We start from the raw sequence: 17,645 nt of genomic DNA on the forward strand, positions 1-17,645 counted from the left end.
GAATGCCCACATGTCTGATCTGAAAACTGCCGCTCTCGAATATCACGCTAATCCTCGTCCAGGAAAGCTGAGTGTCGAGCTCACCAAGGCCACCGCTACTGCCCGCGACTTGTCGCTGGCCTACAGCCCCGGCGTAGCCGAACCAGTGCGTGAAATCGCTCGCGACCCTGAGCTGGCCTACAAATACACCGGCAAGGGCAACCTGGTTGCAGTCATTTCCGATGGCACCGCGATTCTCGGCCTGGGTGACCTCGGCCCGCTGGCTTCCAAGCCAGTCATGGAAGGCAAGGGAGTCCTGTTCAAGCGCTTCGCCGGCATCGATGTGTTCGACATCGAAGTCGATTCCGAAAGCCCGCAAGCCTTCATCGACACCGTCAAGCGCATCTCCATCACCTTCGGCGGCATCAACCTGGAAGACATCAAGGCACCTGAGTGCTTCGAGATCGAGCGCGCCCTGATCGAACAGTGCGACATCCCGGTTTTCCACGATGACCAGCACGGTACTGCGATCGTGACCGCAGCCGGCATGATCAACGCCTTGGAAATCGCTGGCAAAACCCTGCCGGAAGCCAAGATCGTCTGCCTGGGCGCGGGCGCTGCGGCCATCTCCTGCATGAAATTGCTGGTGAGCATGGGCGCCAAGATCGAAAACATCTTCATGATCGACCGTACCGGCGTGATCCACTCCGGCCGTGACGACCTGAACCAATACAAGGCCGTGTTCGCCCACGCGACCGACAAGCGCTCCCTGGCGGACGCGCTGGACGGTGCGGACGTGTTCGTCGGCCTGTCGGGCCCGAACCTGCTGACTCCGGAAAACCTGCTGCGCATGGCGCCGAACCCAATCGTGTTTGCCTGCTCGAACCCGGACCCGGAGATCTCCCCAGAGCTCGCTCACGCGACTCGCAGCGACGTGATCATGGCCACCGGCCGTTCGGACTACCCGAACCAGGTCAACAACGTGCTGGGCTTCCCGTTCATCTTCCGTGGTGCTCTGGACGTTCGCGCCAAGCGCATCAACGAAGAAATGAAAGTCGCGGCCGCCAACGCCCTGCGCGAACTGGCCAAGCTGCCGGTGCCTCAGGAAGTGTGCGACGCCTACGGCGGCATCAAGCTGGAATTCGGTCGTGAGTACATCATCCCGAAACCCATGGACGCCCGCCTGATCACCCTGATCTCCGACGCCGTGGCCAAGGCCGCCATCGAGACGGGCGTGGCCACCCTGCCGTACCCGAAGAACTACCCGCTCAAGAGCGTGGATGACGTGTTCAACGGCTAAATCGTTGTAGCGCTTCAATAATAAAAAGCCCTGGCTCTGATGAGCCGGGGCTTTTTATTGGCCGCTGCTTTGTATGACCACCGCAAATCCTCTGTGGGAGCGAGCTCGCTCGCGATGACGATTTTTAATTAACCCGAGGTCTCCCAAGCCCAGCGCTTGAACCCCAATCCAACCCCTGTGGCGAGGGAGCTTGCTCCCGCTCGGCTGCGCAGCAGTCGCAAGCCGGGCAATGCGGTCGGTCTATAAACATGCAGGGCCTGCTGCGCAGGCCAGCGGGAGCAAGCTCCCTCACCACGGGGTTTTGGGTTGCCTGGGCTGCCGCCATCGCGAGCAAGCTCGCTCCCACATTGGTTCGGTGTTGGGCATTGATTGTGCGACCGCTACAAATCCCCCTGTGGGAGCGAGCTTGCTCGCGATGACGATCTTCAATTCACCCCAGGCCTCTCAGCCCAACGCTCAAGTCTCAATCCAACCCTGTGGCGAGGGAGCTTGCTCCCGCTCGGCTGCGCAGCCGTCGCAAACCGGGCAATGCGGTCGGTCTATAGGCATGCAGGGGCCTGCTGCGCAGGCCAGCGGGAGCAAGCTCCCTCGCCACGGGTTTTGGGTTGCCTGGGCCGCCGCCATCGCGAGCAAGCTCGGCTCCCACAGGGAGGTGGGGTCGGTCAGAACAAATCGATCGGCGCCGCCTCGTCTGCCGGCAACGGGCTGCCCGGCGCTACGCCGTTGCCCAGCTCGTTGACCGACGGCGGGGTGTCTTCGCTTTTGAACAGTTCGAAGTACGCACCCGGCGTACCTGGCGTGGCCGCGCGGCCGCTGACCGGGTCGACTCGCAGGCTGAGGATGCCTTCCGGTTCAGGCTGGGTGTGGGGCGGCTTGTCCTTGAGGGCGGCGCCCATGTAGCTCATCCAGATCGGCAGCGCCACGGTGCCACCGAACTCTCGCCGACCCAGGCTTTCGGGCTGGTCGAAACCGGTCCAGACGGTGGTCACGTAATCGGCGTTATAGCCGGAGAACCAGGCGTCCTTGGATTCGTTGGTGGTACCGGTCTTGCCCGCCAGGTCGGTGCGGCCCAAGGCGAGGGCTCGACGGCCGGTGCCGAGCTTGATCACGTCCTGCAGCATGCTGTTGAGAATGTAGGTGGTGCGTCCGTCAACGATGCGTTCGGCGATTGCCGGCGCTTGCGGTACGGCAGGGGCGGTGGTGGCTTCGCCGCCTGTTGCGTTCACCGTGAAGGTCTCAGTGGCAGGCGCGGCGACGCCGTTGCTGGCCTCCTCGCCCGTGGGGACCCGTGGCGGGTTGGCAAGGAACAGCGTTTCGCCGTTGCGGCTTTCTATCTTATCGATGATATACGGAGTGATCTTGTACCCGCCGTTGGCAAATGTGCTCCAGCCCGTGGCGATCTCCATCGGCGTCAGCGTCGCGGTGCCCAGGGCCAGGGACAGGTTGCGCGGCAAGTCCTGCTTGTTGAAGCCGAACTTGCTGATGTAGTCGATGGTGCGGTCTACGCCCAGGGCCTGCAGCAGGCGAATCGATACAAGGTTGCGGGACTTGTACAAGGCTTCGCGCAGGCGAATCGGGCCAAGGAAGGTATTGGTGTCGTTCTTGGGGCGCCAGACCTTGTCCAGGTACTCGTCGACAAACACGATCGGCGCGTCGTTCACCAGGCTGGCGGCGGTGTAGCCGTTATCCAGCGCGGCGCTGTAGACGAACGGCTTGAAGCTCGAGCCTGGCTGGCGCTTGGCCTGCAAGGCGCGGTTGTAATTGCTTTGCTCGAAGGCGAAGCCACCCACCAGCGAACGGATCGCGCCGTTTTGCGGGTCCAGGGACACCAGCGCGCCCTGGGCGGCCGGGATCTGGCTGAACTTGAGGGAATTGTCCGGCTGGCGCTGCACCCGGACCAGGTCGCCGACCTGCGCCACGTCCGATGGCTGGCGAGGGTTGGCGCCCATGCTGTTGGTATTGAGGAACGGACGGGCCCATTTCATCGTCTCCCAGGCCACGTGTTCTTCTGCCTCGCCACTGCGCGTCAGTACCTTGATGCCGTCCTTGTCCACCTGGGTGACGATCGCCGGCTCCAGGCTGCTGATGGTGCGTTGCTTGGTCAGCTCCTGGGCCCAGGCTTCCTTGGTCTTGCCCGGCAGGCGCGATTCAGGGCCCCGGTAGCCGTGGCGCTGGTCATAGGTCATCAAGCCTTCGTGCAGCGCGGTGTTGGCCATTTCCTGAAGATTGCTCGGCACCGTGGTGGTGACGCGGAAACCTTCGGTGTAGGCATCGCTGCCATAGCGACCGACCATTTCGGCGCGGGCCATCTCGGCGATGTACGGGGCGTTCACTTCTGGAGTCGGGACGTGGTAGCTGGCGTTCAGCGGCTCATTGACCGCGGCGGTGTAGTCCGCTTCGCTGATCTTGCCGAGCTTGTACATGCGCCCCAGGATCCAGTCGCGACGTTCCTTGCTGCGCGCCGGATTGGCCAGCGGATTGAAGCGCGACGGCGCCTTGGGCAGGCCGGCGATCATCGCCATCTGCGCCAGGCTCACATCGCGGATCGACTTGCCGTAATACACCTGGGCTGCCGCCTCGATGCCGTAGGCGCGGTTGCCCAGGTAAATCTTGTTCACGTACAGCTCGAGGATCTCGTCCTTGGTCAGCTGCCGCTCGATTTGCAGGGCGAGGAGGATCTCGGTGGTCTTGCGCGAGAAGCTGCGCTCGCTGGTCAGGAAGAAGTTCTTCGCCACCTGCATGGTGATGGTGCTGCCACCGGACTGGATGTGGCCGCTCTTGATCAGCTGGCTGGCGGCGCGCATCAGGCTGCCGGGATCGACGCCGTAGTGGTTGGCGAAATTGTCGTCTTCAGCACTTAGTAACGCATTGATGAAATTGGGCGGAATGTCGGCGAAACGGATCGGCGTACGGCGCATTTCGCCAAATTCGGCGATCAACTTGTTGTCGCTGCTGTACACCCGCAGGGGAATCTGCAACTGAATACTTCTCAGCGCCTCCACGGACGGCAATCCCGGACTAAGGTAAAGAAACGCACCGCTCAGGCCCAAGAGCAGTCCGCAGAAAACGGCGACGATGGACCATCCGAAAAATTTCAGCAGACGAATCAAGGCTTTTGGATATCCAGGCAAAGAATGAAAAGGCGCCAGGTGCAGGGAAGAACCCGTGCTTGCAACAAAGCGAAAAAAAACGCTGGGCATTATAAGCATTTTTTTTCGTCGGGAACGCCATCCGGACGTTCGTCGGACCGGGGGGATTGAACGCAACGCTTATTAGAGAGTCCGTAACTCACGGATAGTCATAGGGAATTGGTAGTGCTACGACTCTTCAATAAAAAAGCCCATGCGCTTCTGGGAATCGACATCAGCTCGACGTCGGTGAAGCTGCTCGAATTGAGTCGCCAGGGTGATCGTTATCGCGTCGAGTCGTATGCGGTCGAGCCTCTGCCGGCCAATGCCGTGATCGAAAAGAACATTGCCGAGCTCGAAGGCGTGGGGCAGGCGCTGTCGCGGGTGCTCGCCAAGGCCAGGACGCCCTTGCGCAACGTGGCGGTGGCCGTCGCGGGTTCGGCGGTCATCACCAAGACCATCGAGATGGATGCCGGGCTGTCCGATGACGAAATGGAAAACCAGCTCAAGATCGAAGCCGACCAGTACATTCCTTACCCCCTGGATGAGGTAGCGATCGATTTCGAAGTTATTGGCGTTTCGCCCCGCAGCACCGAGCGGGTCGAGGTGCTGCTGGCCGCGTGTCGCAAGGAAAATGTCGAGGTCCGCGAGGCCGCGCTGGCGCTCGCTGGGTTGACGGCCCGCGTGGTCGACGTGGAGGCCTACGCGCTGGAGCGTGCCTTTGGTCTGCTCGCGACCCAGTTGGCGGCGACTCAGGAGCGGTTGACGGTGGCGGTCGTCGACATCGGTGCCACGATGACCACCCTCAGCGTGTTGCACAACGGGCGCATCATCTATACCCGCGAGCAGTTGTTCGGTGGCCGCCAACTGACCGAGGAAATCCAGCGCCGCTACGGCCTGACGCCGGAGCAGGCCGGCCTGGCAAAAAAGCAGGGAGGGTTGCCGGACGACTATCTCAGCGAGGTGCTGCAGCCGTTTCGCGAAGCATTGGTCCAGCAGGTATCGCGCTCGCTGCAATTTTTCTTTGCCTCCGGCCAGTACAGCGCGGTCGATCACATCCTGTTGGCCGGCGGCACGGCTTCGGTGGCGGGGCTGGATCGGCTGATCGAGCAGCGCCTGGGCACACCCACCCAGGTGGCCAATCCGTTCGCCAACATGGCCCTGAGCAGCAAGGTCAACGCGGGCGCCCTGGCCAGTGACGCGCCGGCGCTGATGATCGCCTGCGGGTTGGCCCTCAGGAGTTTCGACTGATGGCGCGGATCAACCTTCTACCCTGGCGCGAAGAGCTGCGCGAAGAGCGCCGCAAACGCTTTCTGCTGGCATTGGTCGGCGCGCTGGTCGGTGCGGTGGGCCTGACCTTGATCGCGGTGCAATATCTGAACAGTGCCATCGACTATCAAACAGCGCGCAACAGCCACCTGCGCGAGCAGATTGCCGTCCTGGACGAGCGCATCGAGCAGATCAGCGAATTGAAGGCACGGCGGCAACAATTGCTGGAGCGCATGCGCATCATCCAGGACCTGCAGGGCAATAGGCCGGTCAGCGCGCGGATTTTCGATCAGTTGGCGCGGACCCTGCCCGACGGTGTGTATTTCACTGACGTCAAGATGGAAGAGGGCACCTTGTCCATCACAGGGGCCGCGGAGTCGAACAACCGCGTCTCTGACCTGATGCGCAACCTGGACTCATCGGACTTGTTCGATGCTCCGAGCCTGACGGAAGTGAAGGCTACTACCGCGGGCCAGCTCGACCAGGCGAACGTCTTTCAGCTGACGGTTCGCCAGACCCGCCCGGCCGATGCGGAGGACGCCCAATGAAGCCTGGAGAATGGCTGGACGCACTGCGCAAGATCGACCTCAGCGACTTGGACACCAACAATATTGGTTCGTGGCCGGCACCGATCAAATGGCTGGCTGGCATTGTGCTAGTGATACTGATTCTGGGGCTGGGCTATAACTTCGCCTTGAGTGACCTGCAGACTCAGTTGCAGCAAGTGCAGGAAGAGGAGAACACCCTCAAGGCGCAATTTGCGGGCAAGGCTCACATGGCGGCGAACCTGGAGCGCTACACCGAGCAGATGAAGCAGATGGAGACCTCGTTCGGCGTGTTGTTGCGGCAGTTGCCCAGCGACACCGAAGTGCCAGGCCTGTTGGAAGACATCACCCGCACCGGCCTGGGCAGTGGCCTGGAGTTCGAGGAAATCAAACTGCTGCCGGAAGTCACCCAGCCGTTCTACATCGAGCTGCCGATCCAGATCACCGTGACGGGCGGCTACCATGACCTGGCGACATTCGTCAGCGGCGTGGCCGGGTTGCCGCGAATCGTGACTCTGCACGACTTCGAGATCGCCCCGATGGAGCCCGAGGAGGGGACGAAGCTGCGCATGAGCATCCAGGCCAAGACCTACCGGTACAACGAGCAGGAGGCGCAGCCATGATGTCGGCCTGGCGTGTGAGCCTGCTGGCCGGGTTGGTCGCGTTGGCCGGCTGTAACAGCGACGACGGCTTCAGTGACCTGGATGCCTACATGAACGAGGTGCGCCTGCGCCCACCTGGCAAGATCGAGCCAACGCCGACCTTCAAGCCCAACGAAACCTTCACCTACAGCGCCGCGAACCTGCGCAGCCCTTTCTCCAGGCAAGTGCGCATGGACCAGGCGGGTCGGCCGCAGGGCTCGCGCAACGTGCGGCCCGATCCCAACCGGGTCAAGCAGTACCTGGAAGGCTTTAATATCGAGCAGTTCGAGATGGTCGGGACGATCTCCAATGCCAGTGGTTCCTTTGCACTGGTACGAGGCGCGGGCGGCGTACATCGGCTGAAGGTGGGGGACTACCTGGGACGCAATGATGGGCGGGTCGTCGCGATCAGCGCCACGCAGGTCGATGTGGTCGAAATCGTTCCCGATGGCGAGGGCGCCTGGCTGGAGCGGCCGCGGACCATTCCTTTGAAAGAGCACTCATAGTGGAATTCGAACAATGAACAGGATTTTTCCAGCCCTCGGTATTTCGCTATGGATAGCGCTGTTGTCACCGATGGTACAGGGGGCCAGCCTGAAGACGCTCGATGTCGCGGCGTTGCCGGGGGACCGTGTCGAACTGAAGCTCAGCTTCGATGGTCCGCCGCCCCCACCCCGGGGCTATACCACCGAACAACCGGCGCGAATCGCGCTGGACCTGCCCGGCGTGACCAATCGATTGGCCAGCAAAAGCCATGACCTGGGCGGCGGCAACGCACGCAGCGCCACCGTGGTCGAGGCGGGGGACCGCACGCGGCTGATCATCGGCCTTACCCAGCTGGCGCCCTATGACACGCGGATCGAGGGCAACAACCTCTTCGTAGTGGTTGGCAAGGGCGCGACCGCCAGGGCCGCGGCGCAGGCACCGCGCCCTGCCGGAGCCGTACCGTCCCTCACCAGGGCCAGCGCTCCGGCAGGCAAGGCCATCCGGGGCGTGGACTTCCAGCGCGGGACTCAAGGGGAAGGCAATGTGGTCATTGACTTGTCCGACCCTTCCATTGCGCCCGATATCCAGGAGCGCGAAGGCAGGATCATCCTCGACTTCCCCAGGACCCAGTTGCCCGAACCCCTGCGGGTGCGCCTGGACGTCAAGGATTTCGCCACCCCGGTGCAGTTCGTCAATGCCAGCGCGGGTTCCGACCGCGCCACCATCAGCATCGAACCCAGCGGCACCTTCGACTACTCGACCTACCAGACCGACAACAAGCTGACCGTGAGCGTCCGGCCAATGACGGTCGAAGACTTGCAGAAACGCAACAGCGACCGCGCCGCCTACAACGGGGAAAAGCTGTCACTCAACTTCCAGGACATTGAAGTGCGCTCGGTGCTGCAGTTGATCGCCGACTTCACCAACCTGAACCTGGTGGCCAGCGACACCGTGCAAGGCGGTATCACCCTGCGGTTGCAGAACGTGCCGTGGGACCAGGCGCTGGACCTCGTGCTCAAGACCAAGGGGCTCGACAAGCGCAAGGTCGGTAATGTCCTGTTGGTGGCGCCCGCCGACGAGATTGCGGCACGCGAGCGCCAGGAGCTTGAATCCCAGAAGCAGATTGCCGACCTGGCACCGCTGCGGCGTGAGCTGCTGCAGGTCAACTATGCCAAGGCCGCCGACATCGCCAAGTTGTTCCAGTCGGTCACCAGTGCCGAGGCGAAGGCCGACGAGCGGGGCACGATCACGGTCGATGAACGCACCAACAACATCATCGCCTACCAGACCCAGGACCGGCTCGACGAGCTGCGCCGGATCGTCGCGCAACTGGACATACCCGTGCGTCAAGTGATGATCGAGGCGCGAATCGTCGAGGCCAACGTCGATTACGACAAGAGCCTGGGCGTGCGCTGGGGGGGCTCGATACAGAACAAGGGCAACTGGAATTCTTCCGGCGTCACCACGGGAGACTCCACGACCATCGGCACGCCGGGCAGTACCGGCACCAACCAACCGTTCGTCGACCTCGGGGCTTCAGGCAACACCTCCGGGATTGGTATCGCGTTCATCACGGACAACGTGCTGCTGGACCTGGAACTGACCGCCATGGAAAAAACCGGCAACGGTGAAATCGTTTCCCAGCCCAAGGTGGTGACCTCCGACAAGGAGACCGCGAAAATCCTCAAGGGCACGGAAATTCCCTACCAGGAAGCCAGCTCCAGCGGCGCCACCTCGGTGTCGTTCAAGGAAGCATCGTTGTCGCTGGAGGTCACGCCGCAGATCACCCCGGACAACCGCATCATCATGGAGGTCAAGGTCACCAAGGATGAGCCGGATTATCTGAACAAAGTGCAGGATGTCCCGCCGATCAAGAAAAATGAGGTCAACGCCAAGGTGCTGGTCAATGACGGCGAGACCATTGTTATTGGTGGCGTTTTCTCAAATACTCAGAGCAAGGTTGTAGATAAGGTGCCATTTCTTGGCGATGTGCCGTATCTTGGCCGCCTTTTCCGGCGTGATGTGGTCTCGGAGAAAAAATCCGAGCTGCTGGTGTTTCTCACTCCGCGTATCATGAACAACCAGGCGATTGCTGTGAGTCGTTGATTCTGTGCGAAATTTGATTCTTGTTGGGCCGATGGGGGCTGGAAAAAGCACCATCGGTCGTTTGCTGGCCAAAGAGCTGCGCCTGCCATTCAAAGATTCCGACAAGGAAATTGAATTGCGCACGGGTGCCAATATCCCATGGATCTTCGATAAGGAAGGCGAGCCGGGCTTTCGGGACCGCGAGCAGGCGATGATTGCCGAGCTGTGCGATTTTGAAGGCGTGGTGCTGGCCACCGGCGGCGGCGCGGTCATGCGCGAAGCCAATCGTCGGGCGCTGCATGCCGGAGGGCGAGTGGTCTATCTGCATGCTTCCGTCGAACAGCAGGTTGGCCGTACCGCCCGCGATCGCAACCGGCCGCTGCTGCGTACGGCCGACCCGGCCAAGACCTTACGGGACCTGCTGGAAGTGCGTGACCCTCTGTATCGGGAAATCGCCGACCTGGTCATCGAAACCGACGAGCGGCCGCCACGGATGGTGGTACTGGAAATCCTCGATCGCCTGCAACAATTGCCCCCCCGTTAATGCGCGGCGCGAAATGCGCTATCCTCGGCGTCCCGCCTTGGCCCGTCTGGGGCGTGGCGGATGGCCATTAACTGGCGCCACAGCGGGCACCGTGTAATTTCGTCAATGCAGGCAGGACGCCTGATTTCATCTTCACTGTGGGGACACATGCAGACACTTAAGGTCGACCTGGGCGAGCGCAGCTACCCGATTCATATTGGCGAAGGCTTGCTGGACCAGCCCGAATTGCTGGCGCCGCACATCGCCGGGCGGCAAGTCGCGATCATCTCCAACGAAACCGTCGGCCCTTTGTATCTGGAACGCCTGGCACGCAGTCTGTCTGCCTATTCGGTCATTTCCGTAGTGTTGCCCGACGGCGAGGCCTTCAAGAACTGGGAAACCCTGCAACTGATTTTCGACGGCCTGCTGACTGCCCGGCATGACCGCCGCACCACCGTGGTTGCCTTGGGTGGCGGTGTGATCGGCGACATGGCCGGTTTTGCGGCGGCTTGCTATCAGCGCGGTGTCGATTTCATCCAGATCCCCACTACGCTGCTTTCCCAGGTCGACTCGTCGGTAGGTGGCAAGACCGGCATCAATCATCCGCTGGGCAAGAACATGGTGGGCGCGTTCTACCAGCCCAACGTGGTGCTGATCGACACGGCAACGCTCAAGACCCTGCCGCCCCGTGAGTTGTCCGCGGGCTTGGCCGAGGTCATCAAGTACGGACTGATCTGCGACGAGCCTTTCCTCGGCTGGCTCGAAGACAACGTCGACCGCCTGCGCGCGCTGGACCAGGCGGCGCTGACTTACGCCATCGAGCGCTCCTGTGCCGCCAAGGCCGCGGTGGTCGGCGCCGATGAACGTGAATCGGGCGTGCGCGCCACGCTGAACCTGGGCCACACCTTCGGCCATGCCATTGAAACCCACATGGGCTATGGCGTCTGGCTGCATGGCGAGGCGGTTGCCGCGGGTACGGTCATGGCCCTGGAAATGTCCATGCGCCTGGGCTGGATCAGCGAGCAGGAGCGTGATCGTGGGATCCGTCTGTTCCAGCGTGCCGGGCTGCCGGTGGTGCCGCCCGAGGAAATGAGCGAGGCGGATTTCCTTGAACACATGGCAATCGACAAGAAAGTGATCGACGGTCGTCTGCGTCTGGTGCTGCTGCGCCGCATGGGCGAAGCGGTGGTGACCGACGATTATCCGAAAGAGGTTCTACAGGCCACGCTGGGAGCGGACTACCGCGCCCTGGCTCAGCTTAAAGGTTAAAAAGATTCCGATGACTAGTTTGCATGCCGACGAGGCTTTCCTCGGCCATTTCCAGTTGAGTCACGACCCTTTCGCCCCACGGGTCCCGGGTTTCAAATTCTTTCCCGCCCAGCGCAAGCCGGTGCTGGGCCAGTTGCATCACCTGGCGCGCTACAGCCAGTTGCTGTTGGTCGTCACCGGCCCCCAGGGCAGCGGCAAGACCTTGCTGCGCCAGGCCCTGGTGGCCAGCACCAACAAACAGTCGGTGCAAAGCGTCGTGATATCGGCCCGTGGCGCCGGCGACGCAGCTGGCGTGCTGCGTCAGGTCGCCCAGGCACTGAATGTCGAGCAGGCGGAAATCGGCGCGATTCTCGGCCAGATCGTGCAACTGGCGTTGACGGGGCAGGAAGTCTATCTGCTGGTGGACGATGCCGAGCAACTCGACGAATCCGCCCTGGAAGCCCTGTTGGCCCTGGCTGCCGGCGCGCCGGAGGGTCGTCCTCATGTGTTCCTGTTTGGCGAGTCGTCGTTGATCGCTGACCTCGAGCAACTGGACCTTGAGGAAGAGCGTTTCCACGTTATCGAACTGGCGCCCTACACCGAGGAAGAAACCCGTGAATATCTGGCCCAGCGTCTCGAAGGCGCCGGCCGGGGTATCGAACTTTTCACCGCGGATCAGATCTCTGAGATTCACGAAAGCTCCGACGGCTGGCCAGGGAATATCAACCAGGTAGCCCGAGATGCTCTGATCGAAATCATGATCGCCAGCCGCTCAGCGGTGAAGCGTCCAAGTATGGGGTTCAACATGCCGAAGAAACACGTATTGGCGATTTCCGCCGTGGTCGTGGTCGCGGTGGCTGCCGCCTGGCTGATGCCGGGTCGCAGCAAAGCACCGACCACCGGCGCACCTGCCAACGAACAGGCACAGCTGCCTCTCGGTCAGGGGACGCCACAACCCAACGGCGGCGCACCGGCGGTGGAATTCGCCGGCAACACCCAGCCAATGCCGCTGCCGTTGGTCGGCCAGTCGCAACCGGTCATGCGCGGTCCGTTGGCTGAAGCCGCCGGTGGAATCACCGAGGGTGACGACGGAGCGCCGCCTCCGATCGAAGACACCAGCGACGTGCCACCTACTGTGACCACCACCGCGCCGCCTGCGGGCGTACCGGCCGGCCCTGCGCCGACGCCATCGCCGGCTCCGGCCGCCAAGCCGACCCCTGCGCCTACTCAGGTCGCCACCGCCAAGCCCGCTCCTGCACCTGCGCCAGCGGCCAAACCGGCGGCGCCAGCACCCGCGGCCAAGCCTGCTGCCCCGGCCAAGGCCGCGGGCGGTAGCTGGTACGCCGGCCAGGCTCCGGGCAACTATGTGGTGCAGATCCTCGGCACCAGCTCTGAAACCGCCGCGCAGAACTTCGTCAAGGAGCAAGGCGGCGAGTACCGTTATTTCAAGAAAGTACTCAATGGCAAGCCGCTGTATGTCATCACTTACGGCAGCTTTGCCAACCGTGACGCAGCCGTTTCCGCCATCAAGGCCTTGCCAGCGAAGGTTCAGGCTGGTAAACCTTGGCCTCGCACTGTCGCCAGCGTCCAACAGGAACTGGCAGCAACTCGCTGATGATTCGGCGGCCTTACCCAGGCCGCCTCTCCCGGCAACCTCAAAATTTCCGCAAGGGCGGGCGGCCTTTCAGGCCGCGCGCCTTGTGGTGTCTGCGTCACAGTAGTGTTTGAGTCGTAGCGGTCGAACCCAAAAAAGTTTTGACTAGCACAGCATATAGCTTTAAACCTTTCACAAATGCGACATGGATTTGCGACAGTTCGTCGTCAAATTTGTGGGCCTCTGTGTCGGTGTGTACAATGACCTCCCTTTTGCCCCCGCAAAGCTGGCGTACGTTCGGCGCGGTATGCAACTGGTTGAATTGAAAAGAAATTTGCCTCGCTAAGAGGCAGCCTGGTGAGAAAGTGTCTATGAAAGCAGGTCTGTACCAACCAGATGAATTCAAGGATAACTGCGGTTTCGGCCTGATAGCCCATATGCAGGGCGAGCCCAGTCATACCCTTTTGCAAACGGCCATTGAGGCCCTGACCTGCATGACCCACCGTGGTGGGATCAACGCCGACGGCAAGACCGGTGACGGTTGTGGCTTGCTGATTCAAAAGCCAGACGAGTTCCTGCGTGCCATTGCCCAGGAAACGTTTGGTGTGACCCTGCCCAAGCAGTACGCCGTGGGCATGGTGTTTTTCAATCAGGACCCGGTCAAGGCCCAGGCCGCTCGCGAGAACATGAACCGCGAGATCCTGGCCGCCGGCCTGCAGCTCGTCGGCTGGCGCAAAGTGCCGATCGACACCAGCGTCCTCGGCCGCCTGGCCCTCGAGCGCCTGCCGCTGATCGAACAGGTGTTCATTGCCGGTGAAGGCCTGAGCGACCAGGAAATGGCGATCAAGCTGTTCAGCTCCCGTCGTCGTTCGTCCGTGGCCAACGCCGCCGACACCGATCACTACATCTGCAGCTTTTCCCACAAGACCATTATCTATAAAGGCCTGATGATGCCGGCGGACCTCACCGCCTTCTATCCGGACCTGAGCGACGAGCGCCTGAAAACCGCGATCTGCGTGTTTCACCAGCGCTTCTCCACCAACACCCTGCCGAAATGGCCACTGGCCCAGCCATTCCGCTTCCTCGCCCACAACGGCGAGATCAACACCATCACCGGCAACCGCAACTGGGCCCTGGCCCGTCGCACCAAGTTCGCCAACGATTTGATGCCGGACCTCGAAGAGCTTGGCCCGCTGGTCAACCGCGTCGGTTCGGACTCCTCGAGCATGGACAACATGCTGGAGCTGATGGTCACCGGCGGCATCGACCTGTTCCGTGGCGTGCGCATGCTCGTGCCGCCTGCCTGGCAGAACGTCGAGACCATGGACCCGGACTTGCGGGCCTTCTACGAATACAACTCCATGCACATGGAGCCGTGGGACGGCCCGGCCGGTATCGTCATGACCGACGGTCGCTATGCGGTGTGCCTGCTGGACCGTAACGGCCTGCGCCCGGCGCGCTGGGTCACCACGACCAATGGTTTCATCACCCTGGCCTCGGAAATCGGTGTCTGGAACTACCAGCCCGAAGACGTCATCGCCAAAGGCCGCGTAGGCCCTGGGCAGATCTTTGCCGTGGACACCGAGACCGGCCAGATCCTCGACACCGACGCCATCGACAACCGTCTCAAGTCCCGTCATCCATACAAGCAATGGCTGCGCAAGAATGCCCTGCGCATTCAGGCGACCATGGAAGACAACGACCACGGTTCGGCCTTTTATGACGTCGACCAGCTCAAGCAGTACATGAAGATGTACCAGGTGACGTTCGAAGAACGTGACCAGGTGCTTCGTCCGCTGGGCGAGCAGGGCTACGAAGCGGTCGGCTCCATGGGCGACGACACGCCGATGGCGGTACTGTCCCAGCGCGTGCGCACGCCGTACGACTACTTCCGCCAGCAGTTCGCCCAGGTGACCAACCCGCCGATCGACCCGCTGCGCGAAGCGATCGTGATGTCCCTGGAAATCTGCCTGGGCGCCGAGCGCAACATTTTCCAGGAATCGCCAGAGCATGCCTCCCGAGTGATCCTCAGCTCGCCGGTCATTTCGCCGGCCAAGTGGCGCTCGTTGACCAACCTCGAACGCCCTGGCTTCGAGCGTCAGGTCATCGACCTGAACTATGACGAAAGCGTCGGCCTGGAAGCAGCGATCCGCAACATCGCCGACCAGGCTGAAGAAGCCGCGCGCGCCGGCCGTACCCAGATTGTGCTGACCGACCGTCACATCGCCCCGGGCAAGCTGCCGATCCACGCCTCCCTGGCCACTGGCGCGGTGCACCATCGCCTGACCGAGAAAGGCCTGCGCTGCGATTCCAACATTCTGGTGGAAACCGCTACCGCACGTGACCCGCATCACTTTGCGGTGCTGATCGGCTTCGGCGCTTCGGCGGTCTATCCGTTCCTGGCCTACGAAGTGCTGGGCGACCTGATCCGTACCGGTGAAGTGCTGGGCGACCTCTACGAGGTGTTCAAGAACTACCGCAAAGGCATCACCAAGGGCCTGCTCAAGATCCTGTCGAAGATGGGCATCTCGACCATCGCTTCGTACCGTGGCGCGCAATTGTTCGAGGCCATCGGTCTCTCGGAAGAAGTTTGCGAGCTGAGCTTCCGTGGCGTACCGAGCCGCATCAAGGGTGCGCGTTTCGTCGATATCGAAGCCGAGCAGAAAGCCCTGGCGGCCGAAGCCTGGAGCCCGCGCAAGCCGATCCAGCAAGGCGGCCTGTTGAAGTTCGTCCACGGTGGCGAATACCACGCCTACAACCCGGACGTGGTCAACACCCTGCAAGCGGCCGTGCAACAAGGCGACTACAGCAAGTTCAAGGAATACACCGCGCTGGTGGACAACCGTCCGGTGTCGATGATCCGCGACCTGCTCAAGGTCAAGACCCTCGACACGCCGCTGGACATCAGTGAAGTGGAACCGCTGGAATCGGTGCTCAAGCGCTTCGATTCGGCCGGTATCTCCCTGGGCGCGTTGTCCCCGGAAGCCCACGAAGCCCTGGCCGAAGCCATGAACCGCCTCGGTGCGCGTTCCAACTCCGGTGAAGGTGGTGAAGACCCGGCGCGCTACGGCACCATCAAGAGTTCGAAAATCAAGCAAGTGGCGACCGGCCGCTTCGGCGTGACGCCGGAATACCTGGTCAACGCCGAAGTGCTGCAGATCAAGGTTGCCCAAGGCGCCAAGCCCGGCGAAGGCGGCCAACTGCCTGGTGGCAAGGTCAACGGCCTTATCGCCAAGCTGCGTTATGCGGTGCCTGGCGTGACCCTGATCTCGCCACCGCCGCACCATGACATCTACTCGATCGAAGACTTGTCGCAACTGATCTTCGACCTCAAGCAGGTGAACCCGAAGGCCCTGGTGTCGGTGAAACTGGTGGCGGAAGCGGGCGTAGGCACCATTGCCGCCGGCGTGGCGAAAGCCTATGCCGACCTGATCACCATCTCCGGCTATGACGGCGGCACCGGCGCATCGCCGCTGACCTCGATCAAGTACGCCGGCGCACCGTGGGAATTGGGCCTGGCCGAAACCCACCAGACTCTGCGCGGCAACGATTTGCGCGGCAAGGTCCGGGTGCAGACCGACGGTGGCCTGAAGACCGGCCTGGACGTGATCAAGGCCGCCATCCTCGGCGCCGAGAGCTTCGGCTTCGGCACCGCGCCGATGATCGCCCTGGGCTGCAAATACCTGCGCATCTGCCACCTGAACAACTGCGCCACCGGCGTGGCGACCCAGAACGACAAGCTGCGCAAGGACCACTACATCGGTACCGTCGACATGGTGGTGAATTTCTTCACCTACGTGGCCGAAGAGACCCGCGAGTGGCTGGCAAAGCTGGGCGTACGCTCGCTGGAAGAGCTGATCGGCCGTACCGATCTGCTGGAAGTGATCGAGGGCCAGACCGCCAAGCAGCATCACTTGGACCTGACCCCGTTGCTGGGCAGTGATCTGATTCCGGCGGACAAGCCACAGTTTTGCCATGTCGATCGCAACCCGCCGTTCGACAAGGGCGAGCTGGCCGAGAAGATGGTCGACATGGCCGCTGCGGCGATCAACGACCTGAGCGGTGCCGAATTCGAACTGGACATCTGCAACTGCGACCGTTCCATCGGCGCGCGGATCTCCGGGGAAATCGCTCGCAAACACGGCAACCAGGGCATGGCCCATGCGCCGATCACCTTCCGCTTCACGGGCACGGCCGGGCAAAGCTTCGGCGTCTGGAACGCTGGCGGCCTGAACATGTACCTGGAAGGTGATGCAAACGACTACGTGGGCAAGGGCATGACCGGTGGCAAGCTGGTCATCGTTCCGCCCAAGGGCAGCGTCTACAAGACCCAGGACAGTGCGATCATCGGCAACACCTGCCTGTACGGCGCCACGGGCGGCAAGTTGTTTGCCGCCGGCACCGCAGGCGAGCGTTTCGCCGTGCGTAACTCCGGCGCCCACACCGTGGTGGAAGGCACCGGGGATCACTGCTGCGAGTACATGACCGGTGGTTTCGTCTGCGTATTGGGCAAGACCGGTTACAACTTCGGTTCTGGCATGACCGGCGGTTTCGCCTACGTGCTTGACCAGGACAACACGTTCGTTGACCGGGTCAACCACGAACTGGTGGAAATCCAGCGCATCAGCGGCGAGGCGATGGAAGCCTACCGTAGCCACCTGCAACGCGTGCTGAACGAGTACGTCGAGGAAACCAACAGCGAGTGGGGTCGTGAACTCGCCGAGAACCTCGATGACTACGTGCGTCGTTTCTGGCTGGTCAAGCCGAAGGCGGCCAACCTGAAATCGTTGCTTTCCAGCACCCGTGCCAACCCGCAGTGATATGCGCCTGAAGAGTTTGATGAGGTT

11 protein-coding genes are annotated in these 17,645 nt (G+C 62.1%); 10 read left to right on the top strand and 1 reads right to left on the bottom strand.

Annotation, left to right across the window (positions count from 1 at the left end):
* Positions 1 to 10: 10 nt before the first annotated feature.
* Complete coding sequence (locus ACLK1G_RS20240; RefSeq protein WP_420767038.1) at positions 11 to 1,279, top strand: malic enzyme-like NAD(P)-binding protein; 1,269 nt, start codon at positions 11 to 13, stop codon at positions 1,277 to 1,279.
* Between the two features lie 662 nt (positions 1,280 to 1,941).
* On the opposite strand, the gene ACLK1G_RS20245 is transcribed toward ACLK1G_RS20240, so the two are convergent.
* Positions 1,942 to 4,386: a penicillin-binding protein 1A gene (locus ACLK1G_RS20245; protein WP_420767098.1), complete on the bottom strand. Its 2,445-nt coding sequence runs from the start codon at positions 4,384 to 4,386 to the stop codon at positions 1,942 to 1,944.
* 207 nt (positions 4,387 to 4,593) lie between these two features.
* On the opposite strand from ACLK1G_RS20245, the gene ACLK1G_RS20250 reads away from it, so the two are divergent.
* The 9 genes from ACLK1G_RS20250 to gltB all read left to right on the top strand — a co-directional run bounded on the left by ACLK1G_RS20250 (position 4,594) and on the right by gltB (position 17,618).
* The gene (locus tag ACLK1G_RS20250) at positions 4,594 to 5,658 is read left to right on the top strand and encodes a pilus assembly protein PilM (RefSeq protein WP_420767039.1); all 1,065 of its coding nucleotides are present in this window, start codon (positions 4,594 to 4,596) and stop codon (positions 5,656 to 5,658) included.
* Positions 5,658 to 6,224 (top strand): PilN domain-containing protein, encoded by a 567-nt coding sequence (locus tag ACLK1G_RS20255; RefSeq protein ID WP_420767040.1) that lies wholly within the window; start codon positions 5,658 to 5,660, stop codon positions 6,222 to 6,224. Before ACLK1G_RS20250 ends, ACLK1G_RS20255 begins: the two co-directional genes overlap by 1 nt.
* Complete coding sequence (gene pilO / locus ACLK1G_RS20260; protein ID WP_420767041.1) at positions 6,221 to 6,844, top strand: type 4a pilus biogenesis protein PilO; 624 nt, start codon at positions 6,221 to 6,223, stop codon at positions 6,842 to 6,844. The genes ACLK1G_RS20255 and pilO overlap by 4 nt, the downstream gene beginning before the upstream one ends.
* Positions 6,844 to 7,368, top strand: a complete 525-nt coding sequence (locus ACLK1G_RS20265) for a pilus assembly protein PilP (protein WP_420767099.1) — start codon at positions 6,844 to 6,846, stop codon at positions 7,366 to 7,368. The genes pilO and ACLK1G_RS20265 overlap by 1 nt, the downstream gene beginning before the upstream one ends.
* Before the next feature lie 13 nt (positions 7,369 to 7,381).
* Complete coding sequence (locus ACLK1G_RS20270) at positions 7,382 to 9,454, top strand: type IV pilus secretin PilQ (protein ID WP_420767042.1); 2,073 nt, start codon at positions 7,382 to 7,384, stop codon at positions 9,452 to 9,454.
* A gap of 4 nt (positions 9,455 to 9,458) precedes the next feature.
* Positions 9,459 to 9,977 (top strand): shikimate kinase AroK, encoded by a 519-nt coding sequence (aroK, locus tag ACLK1G_RS20275; protein ID WP_420767043.1) that lies wholly within the window; start codon positions 9,459 to 9,461, stop codon positions 9,975 to 9,977.
* A gap of 147 nt (positions 9,978 to 10,124) precedes the next feature.
* Entirely contained in the window at positions 10,125 to 11,225 is a 1,101-nt protein-coding gene (gene aroB / locus ACLK1G_RS20280) for a 3-dehydroquinate synthase (protein WP_420767044.1), read from the top strand.
* A gap of 10 nt (positions 11,226 to 11,235) precedes the next feature.
* Positions 11,236 to 12,819 carry an AAA family ATPase gene (locus tag ACLK1G_RS20285; protein WP_420767045.1) on the top strand — a complete coding sequence of 528 codons (1,584 nt, stop codon included), beginning with the start codon at positions 11,236 to 11,238 and terminating at the stop codon, positions 12,817 to 12,819.
* Positions 12,820 to 13,169: 350 nt separating this feature from the next.
* Entirely contained in the window at positions 13,170 to 17,618 is a 4,449-nt protein-coding gene (gene gltB, locus ACLK1G_RS20290) for a glutamate synthase large subunit (RefSeq protein WP_420767046.1), read from the top strand.
* Positions 17,619 to 17,645 lie beyond the last annotated feature (27 nt).

Origin of the sequence: Pseudomonas algeriensis, from assembly GCF_048847255.1 — a bacterium.
In the GTDB taxonomy this organism is placed as follows: Bacteria; Pseudomonadota; Gammaproteobacteria; order Pseudomonadales; family Pseudomonadaceae; genus Aquipseudomonas.

Excerpts from the sequence above, each read along its gene's own strand:
- ACLK1G_RS20240 (WP_420767038.1), top strand. The coding sequence starts at position 11 with ATGTCTGATCTGAAAACTGCCGCTCTCGAATATCACGCTAATCCTCGT.
- ACLK1G_RS20255 (WP_420767040.1), top strand. The coding sequence starts at position 5,658 with ATGGCGCGGATCAACCTTCTACCCTGGCGCGAAGAGCTGCGCGAAGAG.
- pilO (WP_420767041.1), top strand. The coding sequence starts at position 6,221 with ATGAAGCCTGGAGAATGGCTGGACGCACTGCGCAAGATCGACCTCAGC.
- ACLK1G_RS20265 (WP_420767099.1), top strand. The coding sequence starts at position 6,844 with ATGTCGGCCTGGCGTGTGAGCCTGCTGGCCGGGTTGGTCGCGTTGGCC.
- ACLK1G_RS20270 (WP_420767042.1), top strand. The coding sequence starts at position 7,382 with ATGAACAGGATTTTTCCAGCCCTCGGTATTTCGCTATGGATAGCGCTG.
- aroB (WP_420767044.1), top strand. The coding sequence starts at position 10,125 with ATGCAGACACTTAAGGTCGACCTGGGCGAGCGCAGCTACCCGATTCAT.
- ACLK1G_RS20285 (WP_420767045.1), top strand. The coding sequence starts at position 11,236 with ATGACTAGTTTGCATGCCGACGAGGCTTTCCTCGGCCATTTCCAGTTG.
- gltB (WP_420767046.1), top strand. The coding sequence starts at position 13,170 with ATGAAAGCAGGTCTGTACCAACCAGATGAATTCAAGGATAACTGCGGT.